The 15,996-nt window shown below is 40.5% G+C and carries 13 protein-coding genes; 7 read left to right on the top strand and 6 right to left on the bottom strand.

The features are described 5' to 3' along the window. Positions 1–453 precede the first annotated feature (453 nt). The 6 genes from JMX63_RS13475 to JMX63_RS13500 all read left to right on the top strand — a co-directional run bounded on the left by JMX63_RS13475 (position 454) and on the right by JMX63_RS13500 (position 8,731). Positions 454–1,134, top strand: a complete 681-nt coding sequence (locus JMX63_RS13475; protein WP_201572941.1) for a hypothetical protein — start codon at positions 454–456, stop codon at positions 1,132–1,134. A gap of 190 nt (positions 1,135–1,324) precedes the next feature. Continuing rightward, a complete protein-coding gene (locus JMX63_RS13480; protein ID WP_201572943.1) occupies positions 1,325–2,317 on the top strand; it encodes a restriction endonuclease in 993 nt (330 codons plus the stop codon). 71 nt (positions 2,318–2,388) lie between these two features. Further along, positions 2,389–5,691, top strand: coding sequence for a type I restriction endonuclease subunit R (locus JMX63_RS13485; RefSeq protein ID WP_201572945.1), 3,303 nt, complete (start codon positions 2,389–2,391; stop codon positions 5,689–5,691). Between the two features lie 28 nt (positions 5,692–5,719). Beyond that, positions 5,720–6,553 (top strand): M48 family metallopeptidase, encoded by an 834-nt coding sequence (locus JMX63_RS13490; protein WP_201572947.1) that lies wholly within the window; start codon positions 5,720–5,722, stop codon positions 6,551–6,553. Between the two features lie 153 nt (positions 6,554–6,706). Next, positions 6,707–6,916 (top strand): hypothetical protein, encoded by a 210-nt coding sequence (locus tag JMX63_RS13495; protein WP_201572949.1) that lies wholly within the window; start codon positions 6,707–6,709, stop codon positions 6,914–6,916. A 168-nt stretch (positions 6,917–7,084) separates the two neighbouring features. Continuing rightward, the gene (locus JMX63_RS13500) at positions 7,085–8,731 is read left to right on the top strand and encodes an RNA-binding domain-containing protein (protein WP_201572951.1); all 1,647 of its coding nucleotides are present in this window, start codon (positions 7,085–7,087) and stop codon (positions 8,729–8,731) included. Positions 8,732–8,828: 97 nt separating this feature from the next. On the opposite strand, the gene JMX63_RS13505 is transcribed toward JMX63_RS13500, so the two are convergent. The 6 genes from JMX63_RS13505 to JMX63_RS13530 form a co-directional block, all read right to left on the bottom strand. Continuing rightward, the gene (locus JMX63_RS13505) at positions 8,829–9,089 is read right to left on the bottom strand and encodes a helix-turn-helix transcriptional regulator (protein WP_201572953.1); all 261 of its coding nucleotides are present in this window, start codon (positions 9,087–9,089) and stop codon (positions 8,829–8,831) included. A 168-nt stretch (positions 9,090–9,257) separates the two neighbouring features. Then, positions 9,258–10,169, bottom strand: coding sequence for a recombination directionality factor (locus JMX63_RS13510; RefSeq protein ID WP_201572955.1), 912 nt, complete (start codon positions 10,167–10,169; stop codon positions 9,258–9,260). Positions 10,170–10,309: 140 nt separating this feature from the next. After that, the gene (locus tag JMX63_RS13515) at positions 10,310–11,452 is read right to left on the bottom strand and encodes a YqaJ viral recombinase family nuclease (protein ID WP_201572957.1); all 1,143 of its coding nucleotides are present in this window, start codon (positions 11,450–11,452) and stop codon (positions 10,310–10,312) included. 115 nt (positions 11,453–11,567) lie between these two features. Then, entirely contained in the window at positions 11,568–12,563 is a 996-nt protein-coding gene (locus JMX63_RS13520; protein WP_201572959.1) for a DUF932 domain-containing protein, read from the bottom strand. Positions 12,564–12,628: 65 nt separating this feature from the next. After that, positions 12,629–12,916 carry a hypothetical protein gene (locus JMX63_RS13525; RefSeq protein ID WP_201572961.1) on the bottom strand — a complete coding sequence of 96 codons (288 nt, stop codon included), beginning with the start codon at positions 12,914–12,916 and terminating at the stop codon, positions 12,629–12,631. Positions 12,917–13,047: 131 nt separating this feature from the next. Next, a complete protein-coding gene (locus JMX63_RS13530; RefSeq protein WP_201572963.1) occupies positions 13,048–13,962 on the bottom strand; it encodes a YagK/YfjJ domain-containing protein in 915 nt (304 codons plus the stop codon). 693 nt (positions 13,963–14,655) lie between these two features. Between JMX63_RS13530 and JMX63_RS13535 the strand changes: the two genes are divergently transcribed. Continuing rightward, complete coding sequence (locus JMX63_RS13535; protein WP_201572965.1) at positions 14,656–15,909, top strand: hypothetical protein; 1,254 nt, start codon at positions 14,656–14,658, stop codon at positions 15,907–15,909. Positions 15,910–15,996 lie beyond the last annotated feature (87 nt).

Below are 15,996 nucleotides of genomic sequence, written 5' to 3' on the forward strand. Positions count from 1 at the left end.
CCAAAAAGTGGTCGATGCCAATCCGTAACTGGACGTCTGCTCTGAATCGTTTTATGATTATGTTTGATGACCGTATCAGCAAGCATTTAATCTAAACGGCAGTTACACAGAATTCGGGATGGTCTCTCGTCCCATGACTCGCATATTTCCCACCTTTTAAAGCATTCAGATATTGAGGCTAATATTTTTGAGCTTTTGCTCTTTATTTTCTATCAAAGCAAATTGACACTATAATAATTACCAACTAATCTATATTCAACATAACCGCCACGCTACGCCCTTTGGGTAACGCGCAACCTTGGCGGTTTTTTGTTGCCTTTTTTATGACAGTATCAGTTACAATCGATAAGACCGAACAAACGCTATGTCTCGATTTGACAGAAGAGTAGAGGTGCGTTGTACGAACCAGTGAACTACTATTAAGAAAAGTGAATCTTAAAAAGGCGTCATTTAATGTTAAAACAAGCTTTAGTGCTATTTTTCATACTACCTTTAACGGCTATGGCTGCTCCTGTAGCAGAAGGCACCTATGTCAGCGGCACTAATAAAAGAGTACACCTAAGCAGTTTTGAATATGAAGGTGCTAAACACTACGAGCTGTTTCTTGCCAATATGATTGGCGACGCTAGCTTTGTTATCGCTAGTAAAGCTAAGCCCATTCAAGATGGTAGCACTGTTATTTTTACGGTACCAGAGAGTGGTTATCTAGACTATCAGTCTAACTTAGGTTGCCAAATTGAAACGAGATTTTCACCCAATGAAATTCAGTTAAAGAACTTAAGCAATTGCACTTCTACTGAAAGGGCGTTTAACGGTTCTTACGTCTATTCGAAAAAATCTAGTATTGTTCCTAAAAAGTACCAAGGCTCTTGGGGAGACTGCGATCTCCCTAAAGCAATTCGTGAGCCAGCATTTTTAAGTGATAGCAAAGGTTCTTCAAATGGCACTCAACGCTTCGATGTTATCAAAGTAGATCCTATGTCTTCAAATGAGTTAAATGTCACAGGTGCTTTTTATTATGAAGCAGACCCAGTCATACACACGATAAATTATAAATATTTATCTGATAAGAGTGTGAATATTAAAGCTGATTGGGATGACAATTCATCGAATTATAAGAAATGTCGTGACTAGATTTACACTTCTTACTCAATACTGGTATGACTAATCTTAGCATCAACTTGACTTATTCTTGCTCACCACGCTTGTCTCTTAGCTTATGCCTAAGCAGATATTAGAGAGTAAGCGTAGATTGATCGTTGAACATCAATATACATATAGAACATGGTTGGTTTTTATATCTCACCTAAAAGGAAATTGGTAAATGGCTCAAGTCAACTTTGTGATGGTCAGAAGTCCCAAGCTTATTAAAAATAATCAGATTGGCTATGGTTGGGCGAGTGTTAATTTTTCTCAATTTGAGACTGTTAAAGATTTAATTGACCAAGGGTTCAAAGGTATCGGTAGAGGACGACAAACCAACCAAATAAAACGCTATTTTAATCTCAAGCAAGGTGACTATGTAATTGTTCCTTTTTCTGGAGCAGTTGCTGTTGCGGAAATAATTGGTGAGAAAAGTTATCAAGCCATTACTAAAGGCATTCATTATGGGGAAAATAGAATATCTGTCAGATATCTAAAGCATAAGGATGGTTACTTTATCCCTAGAGGTAACTTATCAACTGCCCTGCAGAACAGACTTAAAATACGTATGACTGTTTGTGATTTGAATGAGTTTTCGGACGAGTTATATAAGCATATAGAATCGATTAAGAGCGACAAGCTATATACATGGAACAATGAACAAGAACTTAAAATACAGCAAAACACTGAGAAGTTTAAAGTTGATCTACTATCTAGATTGCGCAGTAATAAAGATATAAACCTTCAGTCTGGTGGCATTGGTCTTGAACACCTTATTAAGGAAATTTTAGAAGCTAAAAACTACACTGCACGTATACCTGCGAAAAATGAGAAATCGGGCATACAAGATGTCGATGTCATTGCGACACGTTTTTCAGAATTCTCAGAAAAGAAGGAAGGCATTTTTATTCAAGTTAAGCACCATGATGGTACAACAGGAAATCATGGTATAAAGCAAGTTGCAGAGTATGAGGTCAATGAAGATGATTACTCCCAAATCGATAAAGTTCTGATTACCACTGCTGACTTTAAAAATAATGATTTTGCAGATTTGCACAATGTTACCGTATTAGCAGGAGCTGATTTCGTCAACTGGATATACGATAATCTTAATCTATTATCAGATGATAGTCTCTCATCACTCGGGATATCGAGCTTGCCTACGCTACTATGATGTAAATTCAGAATAAGCATGAAATTCATTTCATGTATAGCTATTAATGCTTATAAACAACGAGCTACCGTATGGATACCAGCCCTAGCATCAATTTTGCCGAAGAATTCAGCTCAAAAATTCCTGCCTTAACCTTACTCACCACACTGGGCTATCAGTTTATTCCGCCTAGCCAATGCAGTGCCATGCGCTCAAAAGTGGTTTCAAATAAGGCTATTGACCAAGTTGTATTACTACCTATCATGCGTGCATTTTTAGCTAAGCAAACTTTTACGTTTGAAGGTAAGGCGCATCCTTTATCAGACAGCGCCATTGATAAAATCATGCATGAGCTTAACCCTGCTATGAACTTAGGGTTGCAGGCAGCAAACGAGGCGCTTTATAACGCCATGCTTTATGGCGTGACCGTGACTGAGTTCATCGATGGTAAGAAAACCTCGCAGACCGTCGCTCTGATAGATTGGAACAATATTGATAATAATAGTTTTCACGTTACCGAAGAGATGGTAGTACAGAATACTGAGGGCACAGGTAATGTCATTCCTGATATCGTTTGCTTTGTCAACGGTCTACCGCTAGCAGTGATCGAAGCCAAGCGCCCTGATTCGAGTAGAGAGGGACAATCGACCAATGCCCAAGCGGTGTCCCAGCATATTCGCAATCAAAAGCCAAAGTTTATTCCAAACCTATTTGCCTATAGCCAGTTATTGCTAGCGGTTAATGGTAATGACGGTCTGTATGCTACTTGCGGTACACCTAGGAAGTTTTGGGCAAAATGGGTTGAAGAAGAAATCTCTGAGCCTGAGTTTCATCGTTTAAAGAACCAAGCACTCAGTCCTAAGCAAGTTGAGAATTTGTTTGGTGATCGTCCTACCTCTATTAAAGAGGAGTATAAATCATTGATTGCTGGCGGTGATCTAGTCGTCACTGACCAAGACCGCTTAATCATCAGCCTTTTGCAGCCAAAGCGTCTGCTTGAGATGACGCGCATGTTTACCTTGTTTGATAAAAAGGTGGGCAAAATTGTTGCCCGTTATCAGCAAGTCTTTGGTATCAAAGCCCTGATTAAACGTATCAGCACCTTTGATGAAAAGGGCAGTCGTGAAGGTGGAGTGATCTGGCATACCACAGGTAGTGGTAAATCATTTACGATGGTGTTCTTCTCCAAAGCGCTTATTTGGTTAGAAGAACTCGCCAAGTGCCGCGTCATTGTCGTCACCGACCGTATTGATCTAGAAACCCAACTTAGTAAAACCTTTGCTTCTGGTGGTGTACTTAGCGATCGCGACAAAACGGATGCCATGGCAACTTCTGGTCGCCGCCTAGCGCAGCAAATCGGGAATGGTAACGAGCGTGTTATTTTCTCTATTATTAATAAGTTTGGCTCAGCCGTTAAGTATGATGAATGTTATAACGACAGTCCAAACATCATCGTCATGGTCGATGAAGGTCACCGTAGCCAAAACGGTGAGAACAACATTCGCATGAGCCAAGCGTTGCCAAACGCTGCTTTTATTGCCTTTACGGGTACGCCATTGCTAAAGGATGATAAGACTGAGAATAAATTCGGTAGCATCATTCACTCCTATACCATGCAGCAAGCGGTCAAAGACAAAACCGTTACGCCACTGTTATACGAAGAGCGTATCCCTGAGCTCAATACCAATGACCAAGCCATTGATGCTTGGTTTGACCGTATTACCCAAAAGCTCACCGATGATCAAAAGACTGACCTTAAACATAAGTTCTCCCAAAAAGGTCAAATCTATCAGGTTGAAGGTCGTATTGAGCTGATCGCTCATGACATCTCGGATCACTTCCAAAACTTTAAACAGCAGCACCTGAAGGGTCAACTGGCCTGTGACTCTAAAGCCTCAGCTATCCGCTATAAAATGGCGTTAGATAAGATTGGCAAAGTGACCTCAGTGGTTGCCATGTCACCACCTGATACCCGTGAAGGGCATGAGACTGTCGATGGCGAATCAAAAGACATCGTCCAGAACTGGTGGCAAGCCAATGTCGCCAAAGAGTATGGCGGTGATGAAAAGGCTTATACTAAAGCCATCATAGAAGCCTTTAGTCAAGATGATGGTCCTGACATTATGATCGTCGTTGATAAGCTATTAACGGGCTTTGATGAACCTAAGAATACTGTGCTGTATATCGACAAACCGCTAAAGCAACATAACTTGATTCAGGCGATTGCACGGGTAAACCGCTTACATGAGAAAAAGCGTTTTGGTTATCTGATTGACTATCGTGGCATTTTAAAAGAGCTGGATATCACCATTGAAAAATACCAAGACTTAGCGGAGCGTACGCAAGGTGGCTTTGATATCGAAGACCTTAAAGGTCTGTATAACGCGATGGATACGGAGTACAAGCAGCTACCCAGACTGCATAGCGAGCTGTGGGCGATATTCTCATCGGTGAAGAATAAACAGGATGGGCAAGCGTTAAGACAAGTGCTTGCACCAAAAATGCAGGAAGTCGATGGTAGAGTAGTCGATACCAAGCTTAAAGAACGTGATGATTTCTATGCGGCTTTGACCGAGTTTTCTAACGCCATGAAAATTGCGTTGCAGTCAGCGTCTTTTTTTGAAGATAAATCATTCGATAGTAAACGTGATCGTTATAAACAAGATCTAAAAGCCTTTATCAATCTACGTAAGCAAGTACGCGAAGATGCTGATGAGACTGTCGATTATGATGAGTATGAAGCGGATATTCGAAGCTTACTTGATAAGCACATCGCAGGGCTTGAAGTTCGCGAGGCAAAGGGCGTTTACCTAGTCGATAATTTAGGTAAGGATGTTAAGCCTGAAGCGATGAGTGATGATGAAGCACGTAACCAAACCGATAAAATCACTGGTCGTGTTACTAAGATGATTGAGCAAGATTTGGCTGATGATCCTTATGCCCAAGAGTATTTTTCTAAATTGCTTAAGCAAGCGATTGCGGATGCCAAGGCAATGTTCGATGCGCCAGTGAAGCAATACATGATGTTTGCTGACTTTGAGCAAGCCGTCAAAGACCGTGATGTCGCTGATGTACCAAATGAGTTTATCGATGATAGTGGTAAATTGAACAAACATGCTCAGGCGTACTTTGGTTTGTTTAAGCATTTATTTGATACTGATTTCTTGATAGATAAAGAGCTAAATAACGAGAAGCTAGTCGCTTACGCCTTTGAGATTGATAATATCGTTAAGACAGCAGTGGCTGAGTATTCTATTAATCCAGCAGAGATCGAAAATGCTATTAGTGTCAAATTGCTGCCGATGTTATTTATGGATTTGGGTATCGATAAAGCGCAACAGCTCATTGAGGAAGTACTAAAGATTACCCGTCTTGGACTTTCAAGAGACAAGTAGCATAAGAGTAGCAAGAGGGTAGTAGGCAATGACTGAGAATGGTGTGTTTTATTATGGTCAAGATAAAATTGACTATGAAGTTGTGCGTAAAGAAATAACTTATAAGGCAAAGATAAACCAGCCTGAAAGCGATGAGCTAATTACCGATGAGACCAAACCAAGCAAACCTCGAAAAGTAGTCATCAAAGTACATCCTGATCAGCGTGTGGTTGCGACCGCACCTGTCGATGCTACCGATGAGATGATTTATGATGCTATGTTGAAACGTGCTCGCTGGATATGGCAAAGCCTACAGGACTTTGCCAAGCAACAAGATCATGTATTACCCAAACGTTATGTTAGCGGTGAAACCCAGTTTTATCTAGGCCGTCGTTATGTACTAAAAGTGATAACCAATATAGAAACTGCCGATGTAATACATAGCACTGTGAAGCTCAGTCGCGGTAAGTTAAACGTAGAATTGTCTCAAAGTGATTCTAAACTAAATATTGAAGAACGAACTGCTATCGTAAAAAGCCTAATTGATCATTGGTACAAAAATAAATTCAGGTCAATCTCTAGAGAGAGGCTTGAAGCCTTGATAAATAAGGCCTCATGGGTAAAAAATAGTCCTTCATTGAGACTAATGTTAATGAAAAAACAATGGGGTAGCTGCTCTACTAAAGGCAATCTAATACTTAATCCGCATTTGGTAAAAGCACCAAAGGAGTGCATTGACTACGTGATACTACATGAGCTCTGCCATATCGCTGAGCATAATCATAGCGAAAAATTTTGGCGGCTACTAACGCAAGTAATGCCGAACTGGAAAGAGGTGAAAGCTAGGCTTGATGGGATGGCTGAGCTTTATTTGAATGAGTGAAGTTTAGAGCTAGATAATTTAATGTTTTATTTTGGAAAAGTATTGAAGTGCATAATGATCTACATTCCCAGACAAAATATTGAAAATTTACTTGAAAGAATGAATTAATCGTTCGATACTATTTTCTTACTTAATGAATGTAAGGAAAGTACGATGGGTAACCCATATGGTGACGATCATGACGATGATGCTGAAGAACTAAATGATGCTGATCAACAAAAAGAAAATGATGAAATTAAAGAAATGAGTAAGCAAGGTTTGACGGATCAAGACTTCCCAAAAGGTAGGCCATTTGGTACATTCAGTAGTAGTGACACAAAAAATAAGGGTCTTGCAGGTAGTTATTTAAAACCTCACTTGTAAGTGAGGTTTTTTTGCATGGGTCATTTCAGCTATGTTTGAGACTTTTCATATTCAGTTTTATAAATGACTACTTGGAAAATGGACAAATTAGTTTAAACTAAATAAGTAGATCCTACCGCTCAAATAGACGCAATATACACTCTCTTTAACTAGATATAGTATCTTACTATGCCCGATCACTATCAAAGCCTTATCCTAAGCCTAACTCAACAGCCTACCGAACAAGAGTGGCTTGAGTTTAAGCATAACTTTCATAGCTCTGATGAGATTGGTAAGCGTATATCTGCGCTTGCCAATGGTGCTTGTTTGTCTGGCAAGAAATTTGGCTATTTAGTGTTTGGCGTAGAGGATGGCACGCATAATATCGTTGGTACAAGCTTTAGCCCAAGGACAAAAAAAGCCAAAGGCAACGAAGACTTAGAGCATTGGCTGGTTAGCCGTTTAAGTCCTAAAATTCATTTTACAATTCATGAGTTGCAGATTGATGGTAAAGCGGTGGTGCTGTTCGAAATTCCAGCAGCCACAGATATGCCCATTAGCTTTTTACATGAGCCTTATATTCGTATTGGTAGCTTCACAAAACCACTTAAGCATTATCCTGATCAAAGCCGTAAGCTGTGGCAAAATCGAGCGGATGACTGGAGTGCCGAGATTTGCCATGAGGCAACGCTTGAAGACCTTGATCCTAAAGCCATTGCTGTTGCTAGACAAGTCTTTGCTGATAAAAACAAACGTTTGGTTGAAGATATTCAAGAATGGGATGACATTACCTTTTTGAATAAAGCTAAAATTACCATTCGTGGTCAGATCACTAATACAGCGATTGTTTTATTGGGGCGTTATGAGTCCACGTATTTTTTGAGCCCAGCGCAAGCGCATATCACTTGGATTCTAAAGGGCGTTGATGGTATTGAAAAAGACTATCAACATTTTGAACCACCGTTTTTGTTAGCCTTAGACGAGGTATATAACAAAATTCGCAATCTCAACTACCGCTACATGCCTGCTGGTACGCTGTTTCCTGAAGAGGTGCAGCAGTATGATCCCTATATCATCCGTGAAGCATTAAGTAATGCTATTGGTCATCAAGACTATCGTCTGGGCGGACGTATTACTGTAGTTGAAAAAGAAGACTCAACACTGATTTTTCAAAACAGTGGGGAGTTTATTCCTAAGACTATCGAGAACGTCTTGCTACAAGATGCGCCTGAAGCGAGCTATCGTAATCCATTTTTGGTTAACGCCATGGTCAGTCTAAATATGATGGACACCATTGGTAGTGGCATCAAAAAAATGTATCAAATTCAGTACAAGCGCTTTTTTCCTTTGCCAGATTATGACCTATCAGACAACAGAGTGCGAGTGAAGTTCACTGGTAAAGTACTGGATCAAGAATATGCTAAACAGTTGGCGCAAGTAGATAATCTATCATTGTACGATATTATTGCACTAGATAAAGTACAGAAAAAACAAGCGATTACTGAAGACGAAGCAGAAACGTTACGTAAAAAATCATTAATAGAAGGTCGTAAAAATAATTACATGATAGCCGCTGATGTTGCCAAGCATACTGAACAGCAAGCTGAGTATATGCAAATGCGTGGTTTAAACGACGACTATTATGAAACTGCTATTTTAGAATTCCTGAAACAATTTGAACAAGCCCAGCGTTCGGATTTCAATAAATTTTTATCTAACAAGCTTCCTGATATTCTAACTGATGAGCAGAAATTTCATAAAATAAAAAATCTACTTCAAAAAATGAAGAGGAAAAACCTTATCTATTTTGAAGATAAGGTTTGGAAGTTGGTCTAAACTTAGACGAACTTAGACGAACTTAGACGAACTTAGACGAACTTAGACGAACTTAGACGAACAAGCCGCATTATACGGCTTGTTTTTATATCACTGCTTAGTGAATCCGATCTGCCATCTTACTCTCAATCCAATCAGCCACCTCGCTTTCTACCCATGCTACTCGTCCTTTTGATAACTTAACTTGAACTGGAAAGGTGGAGTCGTAACGTTTGGATTTTTTGCTCATCATTTCATAAATCGTAGTGCTGCTAAGCGCTGTATAATGCATTACCTGCTTGAGCGGTATCATGCGAGGTATCTGTAAAGTGCTAGCTGTTGATGCATTTTGCTGTGTATTCGCATTTAATAATTGCATGATTATCTCCTTTGTAAGTTAATGAGAATCTTTCTTCTCATACAGTTACGGAGTCCCATATTTTTTTACGGCATCCCATGTAGTCCAGCGGCTAGTCTTAGATGATGCAATAAAAAAAGAAGCTGATCGTTCAGCTCCTTCTTATGCTGTATCTCTGCCTCGATGGTTTTAGCTCACCTTTGTCACACTCTCCCTTAGGCTTCTTTCAATATTACCGACATTGTAGGGAGCGATACTATTTTGCGACCCTCCTTGATGACTACTGCTAACATCACCTGTCTCTACAGGATAAAACTCATCCACTACATCCATTGCATCTTCGCTATCGATACCAAAACACGAGTTCACATAGCCAAGCTTTGCCGCTGCCTCTAGTGCTGCTTGATCAAAGCCATGTTCGCTAAGCTCTTTATCAATGGCCCCAGCATCTTGTACCGCTTGTTTTAGTGTCACATCATCGCGTAGCGTTAAATCTACAAAGTAGATCGGAGTTCTATAGCTTTGCGTAGTGCTCTTACCTCTAAGCGTGAGTTGTAATGGTAGACACGACAGCTTGTTGCCTGATACCGCTGCGAAATAGCTTAAGCGTGCAGCTAAGGTACGTATGCTATTGAAGCCTGTGGTGCGAAAGATGAACGTACCCAGCTCATCATCTTCACTCAGATTTGCGTACAGTCTGCCATACGGCTTACAAGCACCGCCTTGTGCCAGTGGACAACGATCAGGTGATGGACATGGCAGTTGCTCGACGCCATTGCTAGTTCTGCGCTGACATTGCTCGCCGTCACCCACGCACAGTGGACGACCTGTTTGTCTATCGAACAGTGTGTACTCTGCTCGCAGATTAAGCTCAGGATCATTAAACAGCATACGTACGGGAATCTGTCTGAGCTTGCCATCATTCTTTTCGCGTAGCTTTGCATCGAGTGGATGGTTGATCCAACCGTCTTTGTTCTGAACTTGACTGGTAATGGTAAATTGATCGTCTTTGGCAGGTAAACGCTTGCCATCTTTTACGACGATACGTCCGATGCTAATACGACCTAAAACTGGCGGGGTTATCGTTAGACCTTTAATCATGGTGGTATTCCTTATGTATTTAATAGAATGTGCTTGCCCATAAAAAAGCCCACCTGTGCTAGGTGGGCGGTTATGCGCTTGCTTTGATTAATTAGCTTTGACTGGTTGGTTGCTGTCTTGATAATTGAGTGATCTTCAGCTCAATCATTAAGCACAACGAAGCGTCTGCTGCCTTGCTTGGTTTTACTGAACTTGGCTAATAGCTCAGGATGGGCTTTGATAACGGCTTTGCTATCTAGACCAATACTGTCTTTCGAGCGCTTCCAAGAGATCACGCCTTTCTCGAACACAGCTACCTCGTTATCAGCAATCAGCGTTTGCAGCTGATGCTTCACTTGGTCATGACGTTCTTCTAGCTCTTGCATATAGTCACGGTAGCTCAGCAATTGCTCAAACAGCTTGTTAGCACCGTCATCGTCCGTTAGGTCAACCTTGCTTGATGGTTTCGCAGTTGGATACAGCTGCTTTAATGCCCGAGCAGCAGATTCTGAGTGGTCAGGGGTTGGTGGTGTGTCTGTTGCTACGTACTGCCAGAACAGACGCTCATGCTCCATGATGGACTCAATCAAGCGCTCATCACGCTCAACCTTATAAATCTTAGCTTCATGTCCACACAGCAGCACACAGATGTGTGCAGCCTGTTTGCCTGTGACAGCCAATTGATGCTGTACTTGGCACGTCACGTACAACGGCACGCCATGCTTCCACAGCTTAGCCCCATGTTCACCAGCAGTCTTACACTCTAGAATCTGTACCTGATCATTACCTGTAATGGCATAGTCTAGGTTAGCCAGCATAAAGGCCTTGTCAGAATCAGGATGCTGCAAGATGGCATTGACACGCCTAACCTTGTTACCAGTATGCTCTTGGTAGTACTTAGCGACCATCGGCTCTAAGGTATTGCCCCAGTACAAAGGCGAATAACCCTCGATGCTCTCATCGATGTTTGAAGTCATACGACCAGTCTTGATCATCCATAGTTCAAGCATCGACAAATACGGATGGATACCACAGGCGGCAGCGGCATCAGAGCTGCCAATACCTTGCTTACGAATGGCTAACCAGTCTTCATGGCTTAAATCTTTGGTGTTGACCAAACGCTTAGGCGTGGTTGATGTCTTTGGTTGAATAGGTTTACTAATAACTTCATTTTGCTTTAGCGTAACTTCTGCTGATTTGGCCTTGGTTTTAGATTTAGCGGTTCGAGACGTCTTATCTATAATGGTTGAACGTTTAGGTCTTAGCTGAGTCGTGGTTGTATTGTTTAATGCGACCATGTTCATGGTGAACTCCTTTATTAAGTTTATTCTTGGTGATCTGTGGATGTGCCTTGGTTCATTGACGGCATAAAAAAACCACGCTCAAAGGCGTGGCTGATTCATTAGATAGATAGAGTGGCTAGGCAATTAAGCGTAGCGCTTCATCGAGGCTTTTATCTTTGAGTTTAGCGCCTGCGCCAAACCATGCAGAGTCCAAACGATGATCTCTCGACATGGCACGTCGTTCATGATCGACATATTCAGTCATGGCAGAGAGTAAGCCATATGCCGTATCTTTGGCAGAATCTAGGTCAGCACCGCGACCTTGACCGTTAAACATCGTCATCACCTGATTCATAGCTTTAGCATTCGGGACCGCATCTTTTTCTTTCTTAGCCGTATTAAACAAAATAAGGCCATCGTCTTTAACATCGTTAAACACACGGTTTAAATAATTGGCCGCTTCTGCTTGAGTGACTCGTCTATTGCTCAACTGCTTCATCTCATAGTTAAACTCATTCCATTGATTGACGGATACGCCTAATTGCTGCTTAATCTTTTCCGCATTAAAGGTAGTGCTATGCGGTACTTTCACCACACCGCCACTACCATCAGCTAAGCTGATCGCTAAAGTGTTATTACATACCACGCGAATATTGGTAAATTGTGCTGTGGTGGCAAGCGTGCCATCACAAGCGGTTGCTAGTAACAAATAGCCATGACTAACATCACCGCCACGTAGCGTCGCTGATTGTCCCGTACGAGCGAGTGCCCAGAACTTACGACCACCTTTAAGTACGCCTGCGGTTTCCAACTCGAAGTCTGCTTGTTCAGTCAGATCACGATAAAACTCTAAGATCTCATTAGGTTGTACTTCTTGATAGCGCTGACTAACAACGGATAGTGGTTCTAAGGTATCACTGCGGTACAGCACCTTGTTATTGTCATAAGGCATGATTAGGTTTTGACCTTTATCATTAGTTGCCATGTAGCTCACATCTGATGATTCAATACGCCAGTCCATTCCTGCTTGCTTGGCCCAGACTTCAATAGGCTGCTTGGGAGAAAGCTCGTTACCTAAGCCATGCCAAGGGGTTTCACCGACGTATGCCATGCTCTCGATTAAATGTGCCATGAGTATTACTCCTTGATTGTTCGATAAAATAAGTGGTTTGATAAATACTTGGATAAGTTAGGAAATCAGATACTGAAGCTATGCTGACAGGTACTGCATAGATAGCGCGGCATGAGAGCCGCTTTAACGAGTGGCGGTTGGATAAGCTTTTGTTGTGCCAGATTAATCACGGTAGCAATAGCACCACCTGCGACCATGCCAATCATGGGATTGATCTTGTAGTACTTGCAGACGCTAGCACCGATACCAGCAAGTAGCTTTGGTGAAAACAAATCCTCTGCTATACCTTGTATATTGTTATCCATATTTTCTATGACATGGGCTGAATGACAATTGGGACAGATAGGTTTCATAATATCTCCTTGATAGTGGCGCATAAAAAAGGTCTGCTCATAGCAGACCTTTAATTAGGGTGGATTGGGTTTAAACGGTCAGAAAAGCATAGCTATCTGATTGCTCTCATAGGAATATTATATATCTGAGATTATTTTGATATGGGCGGTAGGCCTCTACGTTTTTTTGTACGATAAATACCATGACCAAAGGTACGCATGTTTGGTAACCAAAGTTTAAGTTGCTGCTCACTCTTGCTTGGCTTCGTTAGGTATAAAGCTGAAGCTACAGCGTTTTCGACTTCCTGAGGGTTATCACGATGAATCATGCCGATACCTAGTTTGCCATGTTGCCTATACTGCTGCTTACGTTCTTTATCGTGGTAGCTATAGTATTCGCCTAGACCAGCGGTTACCTCCTTCCATTTTTCGCCCACCTCTTTAGCCAAGTACCAATCGTTCTGTCGCTCTGAGCCATCATATATAAGTAGTAAATGACAGTGCAACCCGCCCTCGATACCGCCTTGTTCTAAAGCCCAAGCATTGCCTTGCAAATGCTCAAAGCACGTCTTTTTATTACCGATAAGCTCACGGAACTTGCTCATGTGAAAGTCAAAGTCTTCGATAGATACATGATGACTGGTCTGCTGTGCGTACTTTAGGTCGATGCGGATAAATAGCAGTTTTGAGTAATGAGTGGTCAGATTACCTACGTAATTCGCTAAATTGTTTCTATTTTGCGACTCCTGATAGCTGAACGTGATGCGTTCACGCTCAATGTCATTTCTATAGCATGACAGCATGTTGATAAAATGTTGTGTTTTATCATGATCCCAAATGACATTAACGGGATATGAATCACCAACGATAGCGTTGGTGCTATGAACAAATGCGACAACCGGCTGTGAATAGAATAGCTCAGTATTTAAGTGTGTCATGAACGGATAATACAATTCGTTCAGTTGATTTATAATCTCGTTAAAACAGATGGTGTTCGCTAGTATATCTGTAACCAGACTATGGACGTTTGCAGCAACTAGCGGTTGGTTTAGGTGTGAGTAAGACATTATGGTACTCCTATGAAGTTAGTTTCATAGGGTGGGATCAGTCCGTATTTTTATAATGTTAGTCGCTGAGAGATGAGCTCTCAGCAATAGAATAAATGACTACTGGAGTATTAATAATATACATAACCCATTAAGGATCAGCTGCCGGAAAGCAGCTGTATTTCAGCTAACGTTGAAGAATCGCACGCTAAGTAATTTCAAATTGCTGTGTGCTACAGGTGGTTTCTTGGGATGGAGTTAGCTAAACAAAGCGACAAATTATACTGAACAATTTTCCGCTGTAATATTTTAACACAGGTAGAGACCACAAATTTTTAAAGCTATCTATTCTGATTTATAACTAGGCTTGATAAGCATGTTTTCGCTATTGAACTAGCACTTTCGATTAAAGCTGTTAGTTCTTATATCTAGTAAATTCTAACTTAGTAATTACTTAGATTCATCTACGCTAATTTAGTATAGACTGGCAACATTCATCGCTGTAGCTAACCATCCCATTATTTAATAGACAGTAAAATATAGACTCTAATCGTAAGGTACTATATATTAGCTATAGATGAATAATATTACCTAATTTTAAGGTTTCCATGGATTTATTGCTAGAAATAAACTAGAAAAAATATAGTGTAAAACCTAATATAAACTAGGGTTTTTACTATATTTTTCTATAATATTTTACGAGGAAATGACACGGTGGACGGACAATTGACCAAGCTGAATGACAGTCAGAACTATCGATTTGATCAAGCATCAATGCTGTACAGTCAGTCGCAGTTCTTAAAGTTAATGACAGATGAATATATTAAAGATATAAAATCTGGAAAGAGGCGAATTGAAGATTTTTACAAGGCTTTGCAAAAAATGAGTATAGCGGATGCAAGATCTCTACTATACATAGATAATATTTTATCGGGCAAAAGTCTGGAAAACATAACTTACGATGAGGATGATTATAAAAACTTACTGATCAAACAGCTAGAAAGCTGGCCTATGCCTATAGAGAGATACAATTTTCTAATCGAATTCAAAGCTAAAAGTATCTTGCCAGAAAATTATCTTGAGTGGTTTAAAAACGATTTACGATGCTCACTATTTTTGATGAGCTTGATTTACAATATGGTAAGTAACGCAGCTTACAAAGGGAGAAAAGAGCTAACTGCTGGAACAACTAATTTTTTAAGGTACCATATTGCAATTTTTAATCATCATGCATCTGGCTTTGGTTATAGAGAAACGATAGTTGCAGGTAGTGACTGGAAGGTTAAAATTTTGCTCTCAGTCAAAGCAACATACTTAAAGGGTCGTACTGAGAATAAGGAACTAAAATGGCTTGATGTTTCTAACCATGAACAGATCGAGTGGGCGTATGATTATCTTGAAAAGAATAAACACATTATTCTCAAAGGTGTGTTTTTCCCTGAGACCATTGAGGAAAAATATGAGCTTATATTAGCAAGTTTAGATAGGCTTTCTAATATTGAAAGTGACGATATTGGAACTGAAAAGAATAAGGGTTATTCTCCACGAAGCTATGTTTTATTTAGTATTAAGAAGGCATGGGATGGGCAAAAGCAATATGATTCTAAGAGTAAAACGAGCGATGGCATTATAAAAATATATAAGAAAAATCAGGCTAAGTTAGACGAGCTCACAAAGAAAAATAAGATTACAGCAAATAAACTGATAAATAAATACATTGAAGACGCTCATAAGAAAATGTTGTCCCCAAACGACCAAAGTGAGAAGCAAGTTTTTGAGCACTATGAAGAATATAAAGCCGACGAAAAGTATATGAACATGTCGTCAACAGAGGAGGTACTACCTGACGCAAATTCAACTAAGCCACCAATAGAAATTACATCTCCTATAGATAAGAAAAAAAATCACCATAATGTAAATGTTAAGCCGAGACCATCCCAGATTCTGTGTAACTGCCATTTAGATTAAATGCCTGCTTATACGATCATCAAACATAATCATAAAGCGATTCAAAGCAGACGTCCAGTTACGGATTGGCATCGACCACTTTTTGGA

It is taken from the genome of Psychrobacter nivimaris (genome assembly GCF_904846365.1).
GTDB lineage: Bacteria > Pseudomonadota > Gammaproteobacteria > Pseudomonadales > Moraxellaceae > Psychrobacter > Psychrobacter nivimaris_B.

Bases quoted from the DNA above. Each gene is read 5' to 3' on its own strand.
- JMX63_RS13520 (WP_201572959.1), bottom strand. From the start codon at position 12,563: ATGGCACATTTAATCGAGAGCATGGCATACGTCGGTGAAACCCCTTGG.
- JMX63_RS13495 (WP_201572949.1), top strand. From the start codon at position 6,707: ATGGGTAACCCATATGGTGACGATCATGACGATGATGCTGAAGAACTA.
- JMX63_RS13530 (WP_201572963.1), bottom strand. From the start codon at position 13,962: ATGTCTTACTCACACCTAAACCAACCGCTAGTTGCTGCAAACGTCCAT.
- JMX63_RS13490 (WP_201572947.1), top strand. From the start codon at position 5,720: ATGACTGAGAATGGTGTGTTTTATTATGGTCAAGATAAAATTGACTAT.
- JMX63_RS13480 (WP_201572943.1), top strand. From the start codon at position 1,325: ATGGCTCAAGTCAACTTTGTGATGGTCAGAAGTCCCAAGCTTATTAAA.
- JMX63_RS13510 (WP_201572955.1), bottom strand. From the start codon at position 10,169: ATGATTAAAGGTCTAACGATAACCCCGCCAGTTTTAGGTCGTATTAGC.
- JMX63_RS13525 (WP_201572961.1), bottom strand. From the start codon at position 12,916: ATGAAACCTATCTGTCCCAATTGTCATTCAGCCCATGTCATAGAAAAT.
- JMX63_RS13475 (WP_201572941.1), top strand. From the start codon at position 454: ATGTTAAAACAAGCTTTAGTGCTATTTTTCATACTACCTTTAACGGCT.
- JMX63_RS13515 (WP_201572957.1), bottom strand. From the start codon at position 11,452: ATGAACATGGTCGCATTAAACAATACAACCACGACTCAGCTAAGACCT.
- JMX63_RS13485 (WP_201572945.1), top strand. From the start codon at position 2,389: ATGGATACCAGCCCTAGCATCAATTTTGCCGAAGAATTCAGCTCAAAA.
- JMX63_RS13500 (WP_201572951.1), top strand. From the start codon at position 7,085: ATGCCCGATCACTATCAAAGCCTTATCCTAAGCCTAACTCAACAGCCT.
- JMX63_RS13505 (WP_201572953.1), bottom strand. From the start codon at position 9,089: ATGCAATTATTAAATGCGAATACACAGCAAAATGCATCAACAGCTAGC.